This is a genomic window from Marinobacter sp. NFXS11 (assembly GCF_040148675.1).
Classification (GTDB): domain Bacteria; phylum Pseudomonadota; class Gammaproteobacteria; order Pseudomonadales; family Oleiphilaceae; genus Marinobacter.
This window is the reverse complement of sequence record NZ_JAGDDV010000002.1, coordinates 43,171-61,632: the sequence shown is the minus strand read 5'-3', so window position 1 is coordinate 61,632 and position 18,462 is coordinate 43,171. Positions and strand designations below refer to the sequence as shown.

General features: G+C 58.6%; 15 protein-coding genes and 1 other RNA gene. 10 read left to right on the top strand and 6 right to left on the bottom strand.

The window, feature by feature from the left end:
* Positions 1-55: 55 nt before the first annotated feature.
* The 4 genes from J3362_RS09400 to smpB form a co-directional block, all read right to left on the bottom strand.
* On the bottom strand, positions 56-1,030 hold the full coding sequence (locus J3362_RS09400) for an MBL fold metallo-hydrolase (RefSeq protein ID WP_349519317.1): 975 nt from the start codon (positions 1,028-1,030) through the stop codon (positions 56-58).
* 135 nt (positions 1,031-1,165) lie between these two features.
* Positions 1,166-1,530, bottom strand: a transfer-messenger RNA (tmRNA) gene (gene ssrA, locus J3362_RS09395).
* 90 nt (positions 1,531-1,620) lie between these two features.
* Complete coding sequence (locus J3362_RS09390; RefSeq protein WP_041645611.1) at positions 1,621-3,039, bottom strand: WS/DGAT/MGAT family O-acyltransferase; 1,419 nt, start codon at positions 3,037-3,039, stop codon at positions 1,621-1,623.
* A gap of 140 nt (positions 3,040-3,179) precedes the next feature.
* Entirely contained in the window at positions 3,180-3,659 is a 480-nt protein-coding gene (gene smpB, locus J3362_RS09385) for an SsrA-binding protein SmpB (protein WP_008171507.1), read from the bottom strand.
* 201 nt (positions 3,660-3,860) lie between these two features.
* Between smpB and J3362_RS09380 the strand changes: the two genes are divergently transcribed.
* The 3 genes from J3362_RS09380 (at position 3,861) to J3362_RS09370 (ending at position 6,292) form a co-directional block, all read left to right on the top strand.
* Complete coding sequence (locus J3362_RS09380; RefSeq protein ID WP_349519316.1) at positions 3,861-5,486, top strand: sodium-dependent transporter; 1,626 nt, start codon at positions 3,861-3,863, stop codon at positions 5,484-5,486.
* Between the two features lie 72 nt (positions 5,487-5,558).
* On the top strand, positions 5,559-6,005 hold the full coding sequence (locus J3362_RS09375) for a type II toxin-antitoxin system RatA family toxin (protein ID WP_008171509.1): 447 nt from the start codon (positions 5,559-5,561) through the stop codon (positions 6,003-6,005).
* Entirely contained in the window at positions 6,002-6,292 is a 291-nt protein-coding gene (locus tag J3362_RS09370) for an RnfH family protein (protein ID WP_008171510.1), read from the top strand. The genes J3362_RS09375 and J3362_RS09370 overlap by 4 nt, the downstream gene beginning before the upstream one ends.
* On the opposite strand, the gene J3362_RS09365 is transcribed toward J3362_RS09370, so the two are convergent.
* Positions 6,286-6,612: an outer membrane protein assembly factor BamE gene (locus J3362_RS09365; protein WP_008171511.1), complete on the bottom strand. Its 327-nt coding sequence runs from the start codon at positions 6,610-6,612 to the stop codon at positions 6,286-6,288. The two genes, J3362_RS09370 and J3362_RS09365, sit on opposite strands and share 7 nt — an antisense overlap.
* A gap of 122 nt (positions 6,613-6,734) precedes the next feature.
* Between J3362_RS09365 and fur the strand changes: the two genes are divergently transcribed.
* Entirely contained in the window at positions 6,735-7,145 is a 411-nt protein-coding gene (fur, locus tag J3362_RS09360) for a ferric iron uptake transcriptional regulator (RefSeq protein ID WP_104321777.1), read from the top strand.
* A 104-nt stretch (positions 7,146-7,249) separates the two neighbouring features.
* Here the strand turns inward: fur and recN are convergent, their stop codons facing one another.
* Complete coding sequence (recN, locus tag J3362_RS09355; protein WP_349519313.1) at positions 7,250-8,929, bottom strand: DNA repair protein RecN; 1,680 nt, start codon at positions 8,927-8,929, stop codon at positions 7,250-7,252.
* A gap of 254 nt (positions 8,930-9,183) precedes the next feature.
* Here recN and grpE point away from each other — a divergent pair, with 254 nt between their 5' ends.
* The 6 genes from grpE to carB all read left to right on the top strand — a co-directional run bounded on the left by grpE (position 9,184) and on the right by carB (position 18,461).
* Positions 9,184-9,783, top strand: coding sequence for a nucleotide exchange factor GrpE (grpE, locus tag J3362_RS09350; RefSeq protein ID WP_349519311.1), 600 nt, complete (start codon positions 9,184-9,186; stop codon positions 9,781-9,783).
* 92 nt (positions 9,784-9,875) lie between these two features.
* A complete protein-coding gene (gene dnaK / locus J3362_RS09345) occupies positions 9,876-11,801 on the top strand; it encodes a molecular chaperone DnaK (RefSeq protein ID WP_349519310.1) in 1,926 nt (641 codons plus the stop codon).
* A 78-nt stretch (positions 11,802-11,879) separates the two neighbouring features.
* The gene (dnaJ, locus tag J3362_RS09340) at positions 11,880-13,010 is read left to right on the top strand and encodes a molecular chaperone DnaJ (RefSeq protein ID WP_349519309.1); all 1,131 of its coding nucleotides are present in this window, start codon (positions 11,880-11,882) and stop codon (positions 13,008-13,010) included.
* Between the two features lie 26 nt (positions 13,011-13,036).
* A complete protein-coding gene (gene dapB, locus J3362_RS09335) occupies positions 13,037-13,837 on the top strand; it encodes a 4-hydroxy-tetrahydrodipicolinate reductase (protein WP_349519308.1) in 801 nt (266 codons plus the stop codon).
* Between the two features lie 194 nt (positions 13,838-14,031).
* Positions 14,032-15,162: a glutamine-hydrolyzing carbamoyl-phosphate synthase small subunit gene (carA, locus tag J3362_RS09330; protein ID WP_349519307.1), complete on the top strand. Its 1,131-nt coding sequence runs from the start codon at positions 14,032-14,034 to the stop codon at positions 15,160-15,162.
* A gap of 80 nt (positions 15,163-15,242) precedes the next feature.
* Positions 15,243-18,461 carry a carbamoyl-phosphate synthase large subunit gene (gene carB, locus J3362_RS09325; RefSeq protein ID WP_349519306.1) on the top strand — a complete coding sequence of 1,073 codons (3,219 nt, stop codon included), beginning with the start codon at positions 15,243-15,245 and terminating at the stop codon, positions 18,459-18,461.
* The last annotated feature ends 1 nt before the right edge of the window (position 18,462 follow it).

Genomic DNA, 18,462 nt, shown 5'->3' with positions numbered 1-18,462 from the left:
AAAATGAAAAAAGCCGGAGGGTTGCTCCGGCTTCTTCGTCCTCAGGAATGAGTCATCATTCGCCAGTTTCAGTAGCGCCGACACCACCCTGGTAGTTGGCAGGAATGAATTCGTAGCCCTGGTCTGCGCTTTTCAGGTGCCCCAGGCCCGGAAAAGAGAGGTGGGCGGAACCTACCCAGTAACCGGTTTCCTGGGCGTCGGCAAAGGCCTGTGCGCGGGACTCCACTGCCTGTTCACTGTTTACATCGAACTGGATGGCAATGTCCGGCTGCGGGAACTGAACCGCTGCCACGTGAATCAGGTCGCCCCAAAGCATCAGCGTGTTGTCCCCGCTTTCAACCTTGTAAAGGCTGTGGCCCGGGGTGTGCCCGCTGGCGGACACTGCAGAAATACCCGGCACCAACTCCTGGTCTTTGTCGAAAGGCTTGAACTGGCCGGATTCGACATACGGATTGAGAGAGGCCATCGCGCCCTTGAAAAAGCCCTTCGAACCTTCATCAGCGGCCTTCAGGTTGTCTTCGTTCAGCCAGAAATTCTGGTCTTCCACGCTGGCGCGAACAATGGCATTGGGGAACACAATCTCACCGTCCGACACCAACCCGCCAACATGGTCCGGATGCATATGCGTGATGTAGATCTCGTCGACATCTGCCGGCTCGTAACCGGACGCCTTCAGATGCTCAACGAGTTTTCCGAGTGTTGGCCCGAACAGACTGCCGGCGCCTGTATCCACCAGCACCAGATGGTTGCCGGTGTTAATCAGATAGCCGTTAACGGACGTGTCGAGCGGGGCAGACAGGAAGTTATCCGCCAGGGTGTTATGCACGTGTTCTTCGGTGGTGTTCAGCAACAGTTTGCCCACCGGCAGCTTGACTGTGCCATCGGACAGGGCGGTGATTTCGAAGTTGCCGAGCATGGTGCGGTAATAACCCGGGGCCTGCTCTTTTACCATCGGGGCCTCCGCCTGGGCGGCGGCCGCAAACAGAACACCGGCGGTCAGGCCGGTAATGCGAGTCAGCATAGTAGGCATACGTAATCCCTCTTCCGTCTTGTAAACAGAATGAATGTTTGGGTGTGGGGGTAATCTTCGTTGAGGGAACCAGTTTAGACCACTCTGGCCGGGCACAAAAAAGGCCTCGTCGTGGGACGAGGCCTTTTGGTTGTTTGGTGGAGACGGCGGGAATTGAACCCGCGTCCGCCAGTACTCAGCCTTGAGGTCTACATGTTTAGCGTCTCTCTATTGATTTAAGTTCAAGCGACCCGAGAGCCAGGGTGCAAGAACCGAGTTCTTTAAATCTTAGCCGTTAACCAGTGAACTCTGGGTAACGGAGCATCCCGTAAGCGATGACGTCCTGAGATGTTGCTTCCGGGCTACGGGCGACCCGGTCAGGACGACTAGCAGCTTACGCTGCTAGTGCGTAGTTTTCGTCGTTTGCGACTATTGCGTTGCAGCTTTGGATTAACGAGATTGGCTGCCATCTCGACATGCACTCAAGGGTTCGCCACCGGCGTCGAAGCCATGTCGTCCCCTTACCTTCAGTATATGTGTCCGGTTTGCCGGACTTCAAGGTTTCTTTGTTGCAGTTTTGTGCTTTCGGGGCTGTAGATGTACCTAGAACCCTAGCTGGCCTTGCGCTCAATGGCGTCATGTCGGCCTGCCAGGGCCGCGTGGCTCAGGGCCTCGAAGCTTTCCCGGAAGTAGCCCATCACGGCGTCCGGGTCCGCGTGAATCGCCTTGTCCACGGTGATGCCGAATTGCACGGTGCCGGCATAACTGAGAATACTCATGCCGATACCGATGCTGCCGCTCTGGGGAACCCAGAACATGGGCTGGGTCAGCTTGCTGCCCGCCAGATACAGGGGCTCTTTCGGGCCGGGTACGTTGGTCAGTACCGCCGAGGCCTTGTTGCTGAGCAGATCCAGGGCTCTTCGTTCAATAACATCGGGGCCGCGCCCGAAGATATCAAGCAGGCTGTAGGTAACCTGGGCCTGATAGGACCGTTTGAGCCGGTTCATGTTCTCCTGCACCTGGCGGAAGCACATGAGCGGGTCTCTCACTTCCACCGGCAGGGTAACCAGAACGAGCCCGAACTTGTTGCCCAGGGTTTCGATTGGCTGATCAAGAGGGCGCAGATTGAACGGCACGGCAACCCGAATGCCGCACTCGGGGATGGTTTCCTTGTGGGCGGCAAAATGTCTCTGCAAGGCGCCGGTGACGGTGCAAAGGAGGGCATCGTTGATGGTGCCCCCCAGAGCCTTGGCACAGGCCTTTACCTCGGCAAGGTCGAGGGGATCGGCCCAGGCCACTTGCTTGCGCCCGGATAACGGTTCTTTCAAGCCGGTTTTGGGTTCGCCAGGCGCCAGGCCAAGTTTCAGGAGGTCAAGGGCGACACCGCTGGCGGTGGTGGCCAATTTTAACGGGTAGTTGGGCTCTTCACGGACGGACTGGATAAACAGTTTGGCCTGGTTGGTAGCTGTCTGCGCGCTGTCCACGGCACGGTGCAGGAAGTTCTGGATGGCCGATTTCCTGCCGGGTTTGGAGCGGCGCTTGCGGGCGACTTTGCCCAGCCGGGGTTCCGGCGTTTTATCGGTGAGTGACAGCATTACACGAACCAGCGAGATGCCATCGGCAATGCAGTGGTGAATGCGGATGAGTAGCGCGCCGCCGTCCCCATAATTGTCGATGTAGTGCATTTGCCAGAGCGGTTGCCGGAAATCCAGCGACGTGCTGTTCATGTCACTGACCAGCTTCTGGAGCTCCGCTTTGTCGGCCTTGCCCGGGAGGGCGATGCGGTGGAGATGGTTGTCCAGATCGAACAGGGGATCGTCCTGCCAGTACGCCCGGTCGCCAGTGTCGATCACCCGTTGCCGGAACCGGTTGAAGCAGAGAAACCGCTCCTCGAGCGTGTGCCTGAGGCGGTTCATCGATACGGGGCGTTCCAGTGTCCATACCCCGCAGATCATCATGGGGTTCTGGGGCGAGTCCATGCGTAGCCAGGCGCGGTCTACGGCGGACATTGGTATCTGTTTGGGTGACATAAGCGGCTCCCTTTGCCATGCACCAGAGTTCCCGAGTATAGGCCCGATGGAATTCTGAACAAAGAGAGTGAGTATGCGACACACCCGTTCACGCCGGCCATGACCGGCGTCAGGTATTTGTTAATTGGTGGCGGGCAGGATCAAACGTTGGTTTCGCGCAGGATGCGTTGCTTCTGGCGGTTCCAGTCGCGTTCTTTCTCGGTGGCGCGCTTGTCGAACAGCTTCTTGCCTTTTACCAGGGCGATTTCGCATTTGACCTTGTTGTTTTTCCAGTACAACGCCAGCGGAATGCAGGTGTAGCCGGCCTGGTTGACCTTGCCCACGATCTTGGCAATTTCCTTGGCGTGAAGCAGCAGCTTGCGCGTGCGCGTGGGGTCTGCGATCACGTGGGTGGACGCCGCAATCAACGGGGTAATGTGAGAGCCGAGCAACCAGGCTTCGCCGTCCTTGAGCAGCACATAGGCGTCCACCAGCTGGGCCTTGCCCGCACGCAGGGACTTCACTTCCCAGCCCAGCAGGGAGAGACCCGCTTCAAAGCGTTCCTCAATGTGATACTCGTGCTTCGCCTTTTTGTTCAGCGCAATGGTATTGCTCGGCGTTCCGGGTTTTTTCTTGCTCATGAATCAATGAATCCGGGGTCGGACGAATGAACGGGCCGGCGTTGCTGCAGCCGGAAAAAGGCGCATTGTAGCCCAACAGTGGCGGACCGGTCACGAATTCGGCGTTGTGACGGTGTCCGGTTCGTGCGCGACGGGATCCTTCAGCTACAATACTGGCCCAGACTTTCTCCCCCGACCTGTTGAGTGGCCTCAGGGACGCGAATGCCTACGCCGTATCAGACACATATCGGGTCCTTTACCCGAAAATCAACCTTCTTCTGGGCCGCGGTGGGCGCTACCGTGGGCCTTGCCAACCTGTGGCAGTTCCCGTATCTGGCCAGTCTGCATGGTGGTGGCCTGTTCATCCTGCTTTACCTCGCCTGTCTGTTGCTGGTGACCCTGCCACTGATGGTGACTGAAGCGGCTGTTGGTCGGTATTCCCGTCACGGCATTGTGCTGGCCATGGACGGGCTGATTCGCAGTGCCAGGCAGTCTCGGGCCTGGATGGCGGTTGGCCGGCTCAGCATACTGGCCGCTTTTCTGGTGCTCTCTTTTACGGCAGTCTTCGGATCCATTGCTCTGGCTTACGTGTTCTTCGGCGCACTTGGCCGTTTCTCCGGCGCCGGTGAGGCAGAGGCAACCGGGATTCTGGCGGGGCTGGTGTCCGACCCCAGGCAGTACCGGGTATTCATGGGCTGGCATATCTTCTTTTTGCTGCTGGTGCTCTGGGTCTCGGCGCAGGGCGTAGTGAGAGGGCTGGAAAGGGCCCTGAGGGTGGTTGTGCCGGGCGCCCTGGTACTGATGCTCGTGCTGTTCGCCCTGGCTGCCTGGCATGGTCGGATCGACGGGGCCATCAACCACATTCTGGCCATGCATCCGGAGGACCTTTCCTGGGAAAGCCTGAAAGCCGCGTTGTTTCATGCCTTTTTTACGCTCGGGCTGGGCATGGGCGTCTGGGCGATACTGGGCTCGTATACCACGCCTCAAACCCGTTTGAAGCGTTCGATTCTGGCGGTGGTGTTGATGGATACCCTGGTGGCGATCCTGGCTGGCCTGATGATCTTCGCGATTGCAACAGACGGCAACAGCTTTGACGGTGAACGGGGCTTCAGCCTGCTCTTTGTTTCCATGCCGGTCACGCTGGCCCAGTTGCCCGCGAGCCAGTTCGTGATCGCCGCTGTTTTTCTGCTGGTGGTGCTGATTGTCTGGACCACATCCCTGAATCTGCTGGAGCCCATCGTGGGCTGGTTCCGTGAGTGGACCGGGGCGCCCAGGGCACTGTCGGTGCTGCTGATCGGCCTGTCTGTGTGGCTGGCGGGGCTCGCGTCTCTGCTGTCGTTTAATGTCTGGGCCGAGGAGCGGATGGGCGGCGCCACCATGTTCCGCTGGCTGGAGCTGATCACCGGTGGCCTGCTGATCCCGCTCGTGGCCATTCTGATTGCGCTGTTTACCGGCTGGTGCCTGACCCGACACCTTTCGGGTACCATGCTCGGCGCAGCGCCAAAACTGTTCGCCAGCATCTGGTTCTGGGTGATGCGCCTGGTGCTGCCCATCGTTGTTGCCTGGATAGGGATCCAGTACACGGCCTTTTCATTGGCTAACCTGTGCAGCAACGGCAACGTTGCTGCCTGGTGCGATCAGCCCGCTGCCATGGTCTCGGAAGACGGAGAAGTGCCAACGAAAGATCGTCCTTTTGCCGCTACGCCGGCCGAGCCGGAGGAGAAAACCGCCGAGGCTGAGAAGACAGCGCCCGCGTCAGACCAGAAGCCGACGGGGGTGGAGGAAAGTGGTGGTAAGTCAGGCGAAAAAGCCCCAAAACAGGATGATATCCTTTATGATAGCGTGTGATTGAGGCTGTCTTCCTTCCCAGAAGTCTGCAACCTTTTCACAGCGTGTTTGCAAGCAGGACAACCGGTTCCAATGCCCCATCAGATTGATAAAACAGCTTTGGTTATGCACTCCGCCGAGCGCATGTTTCATCTGGTTAACGACATCGCCCGTTACCCGGAGTTTCTCCCCTGGTGCGCCGGCGCGGAGATTCATGAGCGCCAGCCGGAGCAGGTGACGGCGTCGCTTGAAATTGCCAAGGGTGGGGTGCGGCACACGCTCACGACCCGGAATCAGCTTCTGATGCCGGAGGCGATCGAGATGAACCTGGTGGATGGCCCTTTTCGCAACCTGACCGGTCGCTGGCATTTTAAATCCCTGGATGAGAACGCCTGCAAGGTGATCCTGACCCTGGAGTTCGAATTCTCCGGATCGCTTTCAAGGATGACCTTCGGGCCGGTATTCAGCCAGGCGGCCAATACGATGGTGGATGCCTTTTGCCGGCGCGCTGATGAGCTCTACCGGAAGGAGGGTGCATGATTCAGGTGGAAGTGGCCTATGCCCGGCCTGACCGACAGGAAATTGTGCCGGTAAATGTGCCCGAGGGCACGACCGCCCTGGAAGCGGCCAAGCTGTCCGGGATCAGCGATATTTTTCCGGAGATCGATCCGGATACGATTGATATGGGCGTGTTCGGGAAGGTGATCAAGGACCCGGCCGCCCATGAACTGCGTGAAGGTGACCGGGTGGAACTGTATCGCCCGCTGAAGATCGATCCGAAGCAGGCGCGACTGAATCGGGCGAAAAAGAAAGATCAGGCTCAGTAGGCCGGCGTTTCTTCCAGCAGTTGTGCCTCGTAATAGGCGTACTGGTCTTCTTCGTAGTACACGATGATTCGCTGTTCCTGGATGTCCCCGCCTTCTCTCTGGAAGGTATACACGTAGTATTCGCGGGAGGGGTCAACCGGGTTGAGCATGAGCGGTGTTCCCATCACGGCGTGCACCTGGCTGCGAGGCATGCCCTCGGTCAGCTGTGTCAGCTCCTCATCGGTAACGATGTTTCCCTGCTGGACGTTGATTTTGTAGACGCCCGGGAAAACGCAACCGGATAGAACGAAAGTGAGAATGAGAGCTGTGAGCTTTTGCATCGCCGGGGGAAATCCTCTATCTTGAAATCGCCTGCCAGAGGCAGGTGTGACACGGTTTAACCGTTCAATGGCGGCTTCATCATACCGGAAGCCGTGAGGCACACCAAAGAGTGAATAGTAACATGTCATCCGAAAACGCCGAATTACGAAAAGTCGGTCTGAAAGTGACTCTTCCGCGGGTCAAAATCTTCAATATTCTGGAGACCGCGGAGGAGCATCACCTCAGTGCCGAAGATGTTTACAAGAAGCTTCTGGAGCAAGGCGATGACGTGGGGCTGGCAACAGTCTACCGGGTGCTGACGCAGTTTGAAGCAGCAGGGCTGGTACTGCGCCATAATTTTGAGGGCGGCCATGCCGTGTTCGAGATGGCCGGCGACGACCACCACGACCATATGGTGTGCACCCAGACGGGTGAGGTAATCGAGTTTGTCGACGAGGTCATTGAAGAGCGACAGAAGAAGATTGCCGAAGAACACGGTTACGAAATCGTCGACCACAGCCTGATCCTGTACGTAAAGCCGATCAAGTCCTGAGCCTGGCTCGGGCCGTTGGCTGAAGGAACGAAAAAAGGGGCGGGTTTATGGCCCGCCCCAACAGCTCTCAGGATCGAGAGGGGTAGTGGATAGTTGCTCGCGGCTCAGTGATGGGTTGCCTGCCCCTTTGAAAACATTTCCCTGGCATGAGCGATCGTATGTTCGGTCATGTCCACGCCTCCCAGCATTCGCGCCACTTCACTGATTCTGCCCTGATCGTCCAGCGTCTCGATTTTCGAGAAGGTGGCATCCTGCTCGGTGAATTTGCTGACAAACAGGTGCTGATGGCACTGGGCGGCCACTTGCGGCAGGTGGGTGACGCAGAGCACCTGCCCGTTGCCGCCAAGAGTCCGTAATAGTCGGCCAACCACCTCGGCCGTGCCGCCGCCAATGCCGACATCCACTTCATCGAAGACCAGTGTGGGTGTGGTTGATGTCTGGGCAACCACCACCTGGATGGCAAGGCTGATCCGCGACAGTTCGCCGCCGGAGGCTACTTTGGCCAGTGGCCGCGCAGGCTGCCCAGGGTTGGCGCTGACCAGGAATTCAATCTCTTCCAGTCCGTGGGGTGCCGGCTCCCCACCATTGCTGCGGTTCAGGTGAGTAATGAACTGCATGTTGGGCATGCTTAACTGGGCAAGCTCCGCTGCGACCCGCTGATCCAGTTCGGCGGCGGCCCTGGCACGGGCCTCTGACAGCTCCCCGGCCAGTTCATCGAAGCGTCCGCGCTGGCTGTCCAGCTCTGCGGCCAGCTGCTCCAGGCTGCCTTCTCCACCGTCCAGCTCGGCCAGCTCGGCACTCAGGCGCTGATGCAGTTCCGGTAATTCTTCCGGTGTAATCCGGTGTTTGCGGGCCATCTGGTAGATGGCGCTCAGCCGTTCTTCCACTTCCGCCAATCGAGCCGGATCGGCCTCGTAGTCCTCGACGAAGTGGCGAAGGTTGTCGCCGGCCTCACTGATCTGGATCTGGGCTTCGTTCAGCATCTGGATCGTGTCTGCCAGTGCGGGAACATCCACAGGAAGCTGCTCCAGCTGCTGTAACGCCTGACGCACCAGATCCACTGCGCTGGTTTCATCTTCGGTGCAAAGCAGGGCGGCCTGATGGCTGTTGTGCAGAACCGTATCCGCCTGGCTAAGCTGCGCCTGCTCCTGTTCCAGGTTTTCCTGCTCGCCCTCTTCCAGGGCCAGACGATCCAGCTCTTCCACCTGATACCGCAAAAGCTGGAGTTTGGCCTCTGCTTCATCGGCATTCTGCTGGCGTTCGGTCAGCCGCTGGCGGATCTGGTTCCAGAATTTCCAGGCTTCCCGGGTTTCAGCGGCCAGGGACTCAACGCCGGCGAACTCGTCCACCAGCTTGCGGTGGGTTTCCTTGCGCAAGAGGGACTGATGCTGGTGCTGGCTGTGAATATCCATCAACACGCCGCCGAGTTCCTTCAGATGATTCAGGGGGCAGGGTTGGCCATTGATGTAGGCGCGGGAGCGACCATCCTTGCTGATGACCCGGCGCAGGATGCAGTCGTTCTCGTCATCCAGTTCATGCTCTGCCAGCCAGTTGCTGGCCTCGGGAATGTCGGTTACATCAAAGGTGGCTGTGATGTCTGCACGCTTGGCGCCATGGCGGACGGCGCCGGCATCTGCGCGACCGCCCATGGCCAGGCCCAGGGCGTCCAGCACAATGGATTTTCCGGCGCCGGTCTCGCCGGTCAGTGCGGTCATGCCCTTGCTGAACTGGAGTTCCACCCGTTCGGCGATGGCGTAATTGGAAACCGTAAGTTGAGTCAGCATGCAGATAACCTCCGCGTTTTTCCTGAGACCGGCTAATACTGTTGATGTATACAGTGACTGTGAATATATACAGGGTTTTTATCGTTTGCAAACCTGCTTGAGGGATTTTCTTCAGGATTGCAGGCATTGGTGGTTGAAACCTGAAGAGCGGGCCCCATATCCGTTCGCAACGACATTTTCCGGCTCGCCGGGGCCGGATCCCATGTTTAACCGGCCACTGACAGCGGGCCGCTTTCGATCAAGCAGGAGTAGCCATGAGCACTGACGAGAACCGGAATGAGCACGAGGAACTGAATGAAGCCCTCGAGGCTGCGAAAGAGGAAGCCCAGTCCGCAGAAGGCGAAGCTGGCGACAACGAAACCTCCGACGTGGAAGCGCTCCAGGCTCAGGTTCAGGAATTTCAGGAGCAGATGTTGCGCTCCCAGGCGGAGATGCAGAATGTGCGCCGTCGAGCGGAGATTGATGTGGAGAAGGCCCACAAGTTTGCCCTGGAAAAGTTCGTTAAAGAGCTTCTGCCGGTTGCCGACAGCCTGGAAAAGGCCGTCGAGAGCACTGAGGGGCATGAGGACTCGGGCGATGCGGTTGCCTCCATCCGTGAAGGCGTTGAAATGACCCTGAGCCTGTTCATGTCCAGTCTCAAGAAATTCAACGTTGAGCAGATCAACCCGGTGGGCGAACCGTTCGATCCCCAGCATCACGAAGCCATGTCCATGGTGCCGGCTCCGGATGCAGAGCCGAACAGTGTGGTCGCCGTGGTGCAGAAAGGGTATCTGCTGAATGGCCGCGTTGTGAGGCCGGCCATGGTAGTGGTCGCCAAGGCGGAAGATGCACCAAAAATTGATGAGCAGGCTTGAAAAGCCGATTAAAGCGCCAATATAGCCAGTAAATAGCGAAAGCGGAGGCAAATGCCCTCCGGGAAAGCATTCAGAAGAATTGGAGTGATTCAATGAGCAAGATTATCGGTATCGATCTGGGAACCACCAACTCTTGTGTAGCCATCATGGATGGCGACAAGGTCAAGGTAATTGAAAACGCAGAGGGTGATCGCACCACCCCGTCTATCATCGCGTACACCGACGATGGTGAGACCCTGGTTGGCCAGTCAGCCAAGCGCCAGGCGGTCACTAACCCGAACAACACCCTGTACGCCATCAAGCGTCTGATTGGTCGTCGTTTTGAAGACGACGTCGTTCAGAAAGACATCAAGATGGTGCCGTACAAGATTGCCAAGGCAGATAACGGCGACGCCTGGGTGGAAGTGAAGGGTGAGAAAATGGCTCCCCCGCAGGTTTCTGCGGAAATCATCAAGAAGATGAAAAAGACGGCCGAAGATTATCTTGGCGAGAAAGTGACCGAGGCGGTTATCACCGTGCCGGCCTACTTCAACGACAGCCAGCGTCAGGCAACCAAGGACGCTGGCAAGATTGCCGGTCTTGATGTGAAACGCATCATTAACGAGCCGACTGCAGCTGCTCTGGCCTATGGTCTGGACAAGAAGAGCGGTGATCGCACTGTTGCAGTTTATGACCTCGGCGGTGGTACCTTTGACCTGTCCATCATTGAGATTGCTGATGTGGATGGCGAGCATCAGTTTGAAGTGCTGGCGACCAACGGCGACACCTTCCTCGGTGGTGAAGACTTCGATATGAAGATCATCGAGTTCCTGGCAGACCAGTTCAAGAAAGACAGCGGTATTGATCTGCGCGGCGACTCTCTGGCCATGCAGCGTCTGAAAGAAGCCGGTGAGAAGGCCAAGATCGAGCTTTCCAGCAGCCAGCAGACCGATGTGAACTTGCCGTACATCACGGCCGATGCCAGTGGTCCGAAGCACATGAACGTCAAGCTCACTCGCGCAAAGCTTGAGTCGCTGGTGGAAGATCTGGTTCAGCGCAGCCTTGAGCCTTGTAAAGTGGCTCTGCAGGATGCCGGCATGAAAGCGGATGGTATCGACGAGGTAATTCTGGTCGGTGGTCAGACCCGTATGCCGCTGGTGCAGGAAAAAGTGAAAGAGTTCTTCGGCAAAGAAGCCCGCAAGGACGTCAACCCGGACGAAGCTGTGGCGATGGGTGCTGCGATTCAGGCGGCCGTTCTCTCCGGTGATGTGAAGGACGTTCTGCTGCTGGACGTCACCCCGCTGACCCTGGGTATCGAAACCATGGGCGGTGTGGCAACTCCGCTGATCGACAAGAACACCACGATTCCGACCAAGAAGTCGCAGACGTTCTCCACAGCGGATGACAATCAGACTGCGGTAACCATCCACGTGGTTCAGGGCGAGCGTAAACAGGCTGCCCAGAACAAATCGCTGGGCCGTTTCGATCTGGCTGATATTCCGCCGGCAGCGCGTGGTGTGCCGCAGATCGAAGTTACCTTCGATATCGACGCCAACGGTATCCTGAACGTGTCCGCCAAGGACAAGGCGACCGGTAAAGAGCAGTCGATCGTGATCAAGGCCTCTTCTGGTCTGAACGATGACGAAATCGAGAAGATGGTTCAGGACGCCGAGGCCAACGCCGAGGAAGATCGCAAGTTCGAGGAGCTTGTCCAGGTCCGTAACCAGGGCGACGCAATGGTTCACGCTGTTCGCAAGACCCTGAAGGATGCCGGTGACAAGGTCAGCGACAGCGAGAAAGAGTCTATCGAAGCTTCCATCAAGGAGCTTGAAGAAGCTCTGGAAGGTTCGGACAAGGAAGACATCGAAGCCAAGACTCAGAAGCTGACCGAAGTCTCTTCCGAGCTGGCCCAGAAGATGTATGCAGATCAGGCGGATCAGACCCAGCAGGCCGGTGGACAGGAAGAAGCCCAGGGCCAGAAGTCTGACGACGCGGTCGACGCTGAGTTTGAAGAAGTCAAAGACGACGACAAGCGATAAATCTGACGTACATCAGGCAGTTGGAAAACGCGGGGAGCTCCCCGCGTTTTCCGCGTTTAAAAACAGGGTTTTAAAAGCATGGCCAAGCGCGATTATTACGAGATTCTCGGGATTTCCCGGGACGCGGACGAGAAGGAAGTTAAGCGAGCCTACCGAAAGCTCGCCATGAAGTATCACCCCGACCGTAACCCGGACGACGCCGAAGCCGAGAATAAGTTCAAAGAGGCCAGCGAAGCCTACGAAGTATTGGCAGAGCCGTCCAAGCGGGCTGCATACGACCAGTTCGGTCACGCCGGCGTAGACGGTCAGGCTGGTGGCGGCGGATTCGGAGGCGGCGGTGCCAGCTTCTCCGACATCTTCGGCGATGTATTTGGTGACATTTTTGGTGGTGGCGGCGGTCGTGGCCGCAATACCCGTGGTGCCGACCTGCGTTACACCCTGGAGCTTGATCTGGAAGAGGCCGTAAAGGGCAAGACTGTCCAGATTCAGATCCCGGGTCATCGCGAGTGTGAAGTGTGCGATGGCAGCGGCGCTGAAAAAGGCTCTCGCCCGGAAACCTGTGGTACCTGTAAAGGTATGGGGCAGGTGCGCATGCAGCAGGGCTTCTTTACCGTGCAGCAGGCGTGTCCGACTTGCCGGGGCTCCGGCCAGATCATCAAGAACCCCTGTAAGGCCTGTCATGGCCAGGGTAGGGTTCAGGAAGAGAAAACACTGTCGGTCAAAGTGCCGCCGGGTGTGGACACCGGCGACCGCATTCGCCTCTCAGGTGAAGGTGAAATGGGCATCGATGGCGGGCCCTCTGGAGATCTGTATGTACAGATCGCCGTGCGCGAGCACTCCATCTTCACCCGTGATGGTCGCAATCTCTATTGTGAAGTGCCCATCAGCATCGTTGATGCCTCCCTGGGTGGAGAGCTCGAGGTGCCGACTCTGGATGGCCGGGTGAAACTGAAGATTCCACCGGAAACCCAGACCGGAAAACTCTTCCGGTTGCGCAACAAGGGCGTTAGCCCGGTTCGTGGCGGTCCTGCTGGTGACTTGCTTTGCCGCGTGATTGTGGAAACGCCTGTAAATCTGACCAAGCGCCAGAAAGAGCTGTTGGAAGAGTTCCAGAAAACGCTGGATGCCAGTAACGGCACAGAGCACGGTCCGAAGAAGACCTCCTGGTTTGAGGGTGTAAAAGGCTTCTTCGACGAAATGAAATTCTGATCGGCGCGACAAGAAGGAACGCGAGCATGAGGGTAGCAATCATCGGCGCCGCCGGGCGCATGGGAAAGGTCCTGATCGAAGCCGTTGAGGGCACCGAGGGTCTTGAGCTGGGTGCCGCCGTTGTCGAGCCGGGCAGTAGCCTGATCGGCGCCGATGCCGGCGAGATGACCGGGATCGGCAAAACGGGCGTCAAAATGGCCGGCAGCCTGGCCGATGTGAAGGATGATTTCGATGTGCTTATCGATTTCACCTTCCCGGACCTGACTCTGGAAAATGCCGAGTTCTGCAAGGCCAACGGCAAGATGCTCGTGATCGGTACCACCGGCATGTCCGACGCCGAAAAGCAGCAGCTGGCCCTGGCCGCTGAATCCACGCCGGTAGTGTTCGCGCCCAACATGAGCGTGGGCGTTAACGTTGTCCTCAACCTGCTGCGCACGGCCGCCGCAACCCTGGGTGACGACTACGACGTGGAAATCATCGAAGCCCATCATCGCCACAAGAAAGATGCTCCTTCAGGTACGGCGCTGCGCATGGGAGAAGTGGTTGCTGATGCCCTCGGTCGTGATCTGAAAGAGTGCGCCGTCTATGGCCGTGAGGGTTTTACAGGCGAGCGCACCCGCAAGGAAATCGGCTTCGAAACCATTCGTGCGGGTGACGTGGTCGGTGATCACACCGTTTTGTTCGCCACCGAGGGTGAGCGCATCGAGGTGACCCATAAGGCAAGTAGCCGGATGACCTTTGCCAAGGGTGCGATGCGCGCCGCCTTGTGGCTGAAGGATAAGTCGGCAGGGCTTTACGATATGCAGGATGTGCTGGACCTCAAGTGAGGCCATTTCTCGTGGACACAAAGCGCCATATTTTTTACAATAAGGCGGTTTGACTGCACCAAGCGTACCTTTGCACCAAGTTTCTGAAAAAGCGGGACCGAGTTAAGACTCCGTCTCGCTTTTTTGCAACCTGAATTTGCGCTTGCGTTCCTGTTCGTGACGAACCGATACGCCACTCGATGAGGATACAAGCCTTGAGCACACCAGCAATCCTTGCACTCGCAGACGGAAGCCTGTTCTACGGCACAGCCATCGGCGCTGATGGAGAAACCAGCGGCGAAGTGGTGTTCAACACCGCCATGACCGGCTACCAGGAAATCCTGACCGACCCGTCCTACTCCCGCCAGATCGTTACCCTGACTTACCCGCATATCGGTAACACCGGTGTGAACGAAGAAGACGTCGAGTCAGACCGCATCCAGGCCGCCGGCCTGATCATCCGCGATCTGCCTCTGCTGGCCAGCAGCTGGCGTAGCAAGGGAACTCTGGACGATTACCTGCGAAGCAACAACATTGTTGGGATCGCCGACATTGATACCCGCCGTCTGACCCGCATCCTCCGGGACAAGGGCTCTCAGAACGGTGCCATCGTTGCCGGTGAAAACGCCACTGCCGAGCGGGCTCTGGAACTGGCGAAAGCCTTCCCGGGCCTCAAGGGCATGGATCTGGCAAAAGAGGTTACCTCCGACAAGATCTGGTCCTGGAACGAGACCGAGTGGACCCTGGGCGAGGGTTACGGTGAGCGTGAGGAATCACGGTTCAAGGTGGTTGCCTGGGATTACGGCGTCAAGCTGAACATCCTGCGCATGCTCGCCTCCCGCGGCTGCGACATCACCGTGGTGCCGGCGCAGACTCCGGCCTCGGAGGTTCTGGCGATGAACCCGGACGGTGTGTTCCTGTCCAATGGTCCCGGGGACCCCGAGCCCTGTGATTACGCCATCACCGCCATCAAGGAAGTGCTGGAAACCGAGATTCCGGTGTTTGGTATCTGTCTGGGGCACCAGTTGCTGGCCCTGGCCAGCGGTGCCAAGACCATGAAGATGGGGCATGGCCACCACGGAGCCAACCATCCGGTTCAGGACATCGCCACCGGCACCGTGATGATCACCAGCCAGAACCACGGGTTTGCCGTGGATGAGGCAACTCTGCCGGCCAATGTCGAGGCGACTCACAAGTCCCTGTTTGACGGCACCCTGCAGGGCATTCGCCGGACCGACAAGCCGGCCTACAGCTTCCAGGGTCACCCGGAAGCCAGCCCCGGCCCCCATGATGTGGCCCCGCTGTTTGACGAGTTTATCCGCCTGATGGAGGCGCGATCGGCCTGAGACCGATCGCCACGGAAAACTCACGGGCGCCGCGTGTTGCGCTGCCAGAATTCAAAAGTTGCTGACAGGTTTACCAAGACATGCCAAAACGTACCGACATCCAAAGCATCCTGATCCTGGGCGCCGGCCCCATCGTGATCGGGCAGGCGTGCGAGTTTGATTACTCCGGAGCCCAGGCCTGCAAGGCGCTGCGCGAAGAGGGTTACCGGGTTATTCTGGTTAACTCCAACCCGGCAACCATCATGACCGACCCGGTCATGGCCGATGCCACCTACATCGAGCCGATTACCTGGAAGACCGTCGAGAAGATCATCGAGAAAGAGCAGCCGGATGCGCTGCTGCCCACCATGGGCGGCCAGACCGCACTGAACTGCGCGCTCGAGCTGGAAAAGCAGGGTGTGCTGGAAAAGCACGGTGTGGAAATGATCGGCGCCAACGCCGATACCATCGATAAAGCTGAGGATCGGGACCGCTTTGACAAGGCGATGAGGAAGATTGGTCTGGAATGCCCCAAGGCCAACTTCGCCCATTCCATGGAAGAAGCCCGGAAAGTCGCTGACGAGATCGGCTTTCCCTGCATCATCCGTCCGTCCTTCACCATGGGCGGCTCCGGCGGCGGGATTGCCTATAATCGCGATGAATTCGAGGAAATCTGTACCCGCGGCCTGGATCTGTCTCCGACCAACGAGCTGCTGATCGACGAGTCCCTGATCGGCTGGAAAGAGTACGAGATGGAAGTTGTCCGCGACAAGAACGACAACTGCATCATCGTCTGCGCCATCGAGAACTTCGATGCCATGGGTGTCCACACCGGTGACTCCATCACCGTGGCCCCGGCCCAGACCCTCACCGACAAGGAATACCAGATCATGCGGAACGCCTCCCTGGCGGTTCTGCGTGAGATCGGTGTGGAAACCGGCGGCTCCAACGTCCAGTTCGGCATCAACCCGGACACCGGTCGCATGGTGGTGATCGAGATGAACCCGCGGGTGTCCCGCTCCTCGGCGCTGGCGTCCAAGGCCACCGGCTTTCCGATCGCCAAGGTCGCGGCCAAACTGGCGGTAGGCTACACCCTGGACGAGCTGCGCAACGAAATCACCGGTGGTGTCACCCCGGCTTCGTTCGAGCCGTCCATTGATTACGTGGTCACCAAGATCCCCCGGTTTACTTTCGAGAAATTCCCCCAGGCCGACGCCCGCCTGACCACCCAGATGAAATCCGTGGGTGAGGTCATGGCCATCGGCCGAACCTTCCAGGAATCCCTGCAGAAAGCCCTGCGCGGCCTGGAAGTTGGCTCCGAGGGCTTCGATGAGAAGCTGGAAAGCCTCACTTCCGAGGACTCGCAGGAAACCCTGATCACCGAGCTGAACGTGCCCGGTGCCGAGCGCGTCTGGTACATAGGTGACGCCTTCCGTTGCGGAATGTCCGTGGAGGATGTGTTCGCCCATACTCACGTGGATCCCTGGTACCTGGTCCAGATCGAGGATCTGATCAGGGAAGAGCAGGCGCTGAAGAGTGCCGGCAAGGCCGACATTGACCAGGCCACCCTGTTCCGTCTCAAGCGCAAGGGCTTCTCCGACGCCCGCCTGGCCAAACTGCTGGGTATCTCCGAGGTGAGCCTGCGCAAGCTGCGCCACGACCTGGGCATCCGCCCGGTGTATAAGCGCGTGGACACCTGTGCCGCCGAGTTTGCCTCCGATACCGCCTACATGTACTCCACCTATGAGGAAGAGTGCGAGGCGGATGCCAGTGATCGCGAAAAGATTGTTGTCATCGGTGGCGGCCCCAACCGGATCGGCCAGGGCATCGAATTTGATTACTGCTGTGTGCACGCGGCCCTGGCCATGCGTGAAGACGGCTACGAAACCATCATGATCAACTGCAACCCGGAGACCGTGTCCACCGACTACGACACCTCCGACCGGTTGTACTTCGAGCCGATCACCCTGGAAGACGTGCTGGAAATCATCCACGTCGAGAAGCCCAAGGGCGTCATCGTCCAGTACGGCGGCCAGACCCCGCTGAAACTGGCCCGTGGCCTGGAAGCGGCCGGCGTGCCCATCATCGGCACCAGCCCGGACGCCATCGACCGCGCCGAGGACCGGGAACGGTTCCAGCAGATGATCACACGCCTGGGCCTGAAGCAGCCGGAAAACGCCACTGTGCGCAGTCACGAGGAAGGCATCCTGGCGGCCCGGGAAATTGGCTACCCGTTGGTGGTGCGTCCGTCTTACGTGCTGGGCGGCCGGGCCATGGAAATCGTCTATGACGAGGAAGAGCTGGTTCGCTACATGCGCAATGCGGTGCTGGTCTCCAACGACAGCCCGGTGTTGCTGGACCACTTCCTGAATGCTGCCATCGAAGTAGACATCGACGCCATTTCCGACGGCAAAGACGTGGTGATCGGCGGTATCATGCAGCACATTGAGCAGGCCGGCGTGCACTCCGGTGACTCCGCCTGTTCACTGCCGCCGTACACCCTGTCCCAGCAGGTTCAGGACGAAATGCGCGATGCGGTCAAGAAAATGGCCATCGAGCTGGACGTGATCGGCCTGATGAACGTGCAGCTGGCGTGGCAGGACGGCGAGATCTACGTGATCGAAGTAAACCCGCGGGCCTCCCGGACCGTGCCGTTCGTCTCCAAGGCCATCGGCGTGTCCCTGGCCAAGGTGGCGGCCCGGGTAATGGCTGGCAAGACCCTTAAAGAACTGGAGTTCACCCAGGAAATCATCCCCCGTTACTACGCGGTGAAAGAGTCGGTGTTCCCGTTCAACAAATTCCCGGCGGTGGATCCCATCCTCGGGCCGGAAATGAAGTCGACCGGTGAGGTCATGGGCCTGGGTGACAGCTTTGACGAGGCTTTTGCCAAAGCCGCTCTGGCTGTTGGCGAGCGACTGCCGGCCAAGGGCACTGCGTTCATGTCGGTGCGGGATGTTGACAAGCCCGGCGCCGCAAAAGTGGCCCGTGATCTGGTCGAGGCTGGCTTCAAGCTTGTGGCTACCACCGGCACCGCCAAGGCCCTGAAAGAGGCCGGAATCGAGGTTGATCGGGTGAACAAGGTCCGTGAAGGCCGTCCGCATATTGTGGACGCCATCAAGAACGGACAGGTTCAGCTGATTATCAATACCACTGAAGGTCGCAAGGCCATTTCCGACTCGGCCCAGATCCGCCAGTCGGCGTTGCAGACCAAGGTAACCTACACAACAACACTGGCGGGCGGCGAAGCCTTCTGCCGGGCCATCAAGTTCGGCCCGGAGCGCACTGTACGCCGCCTCCAGGATCTTCACGCAGGAAAGTGAG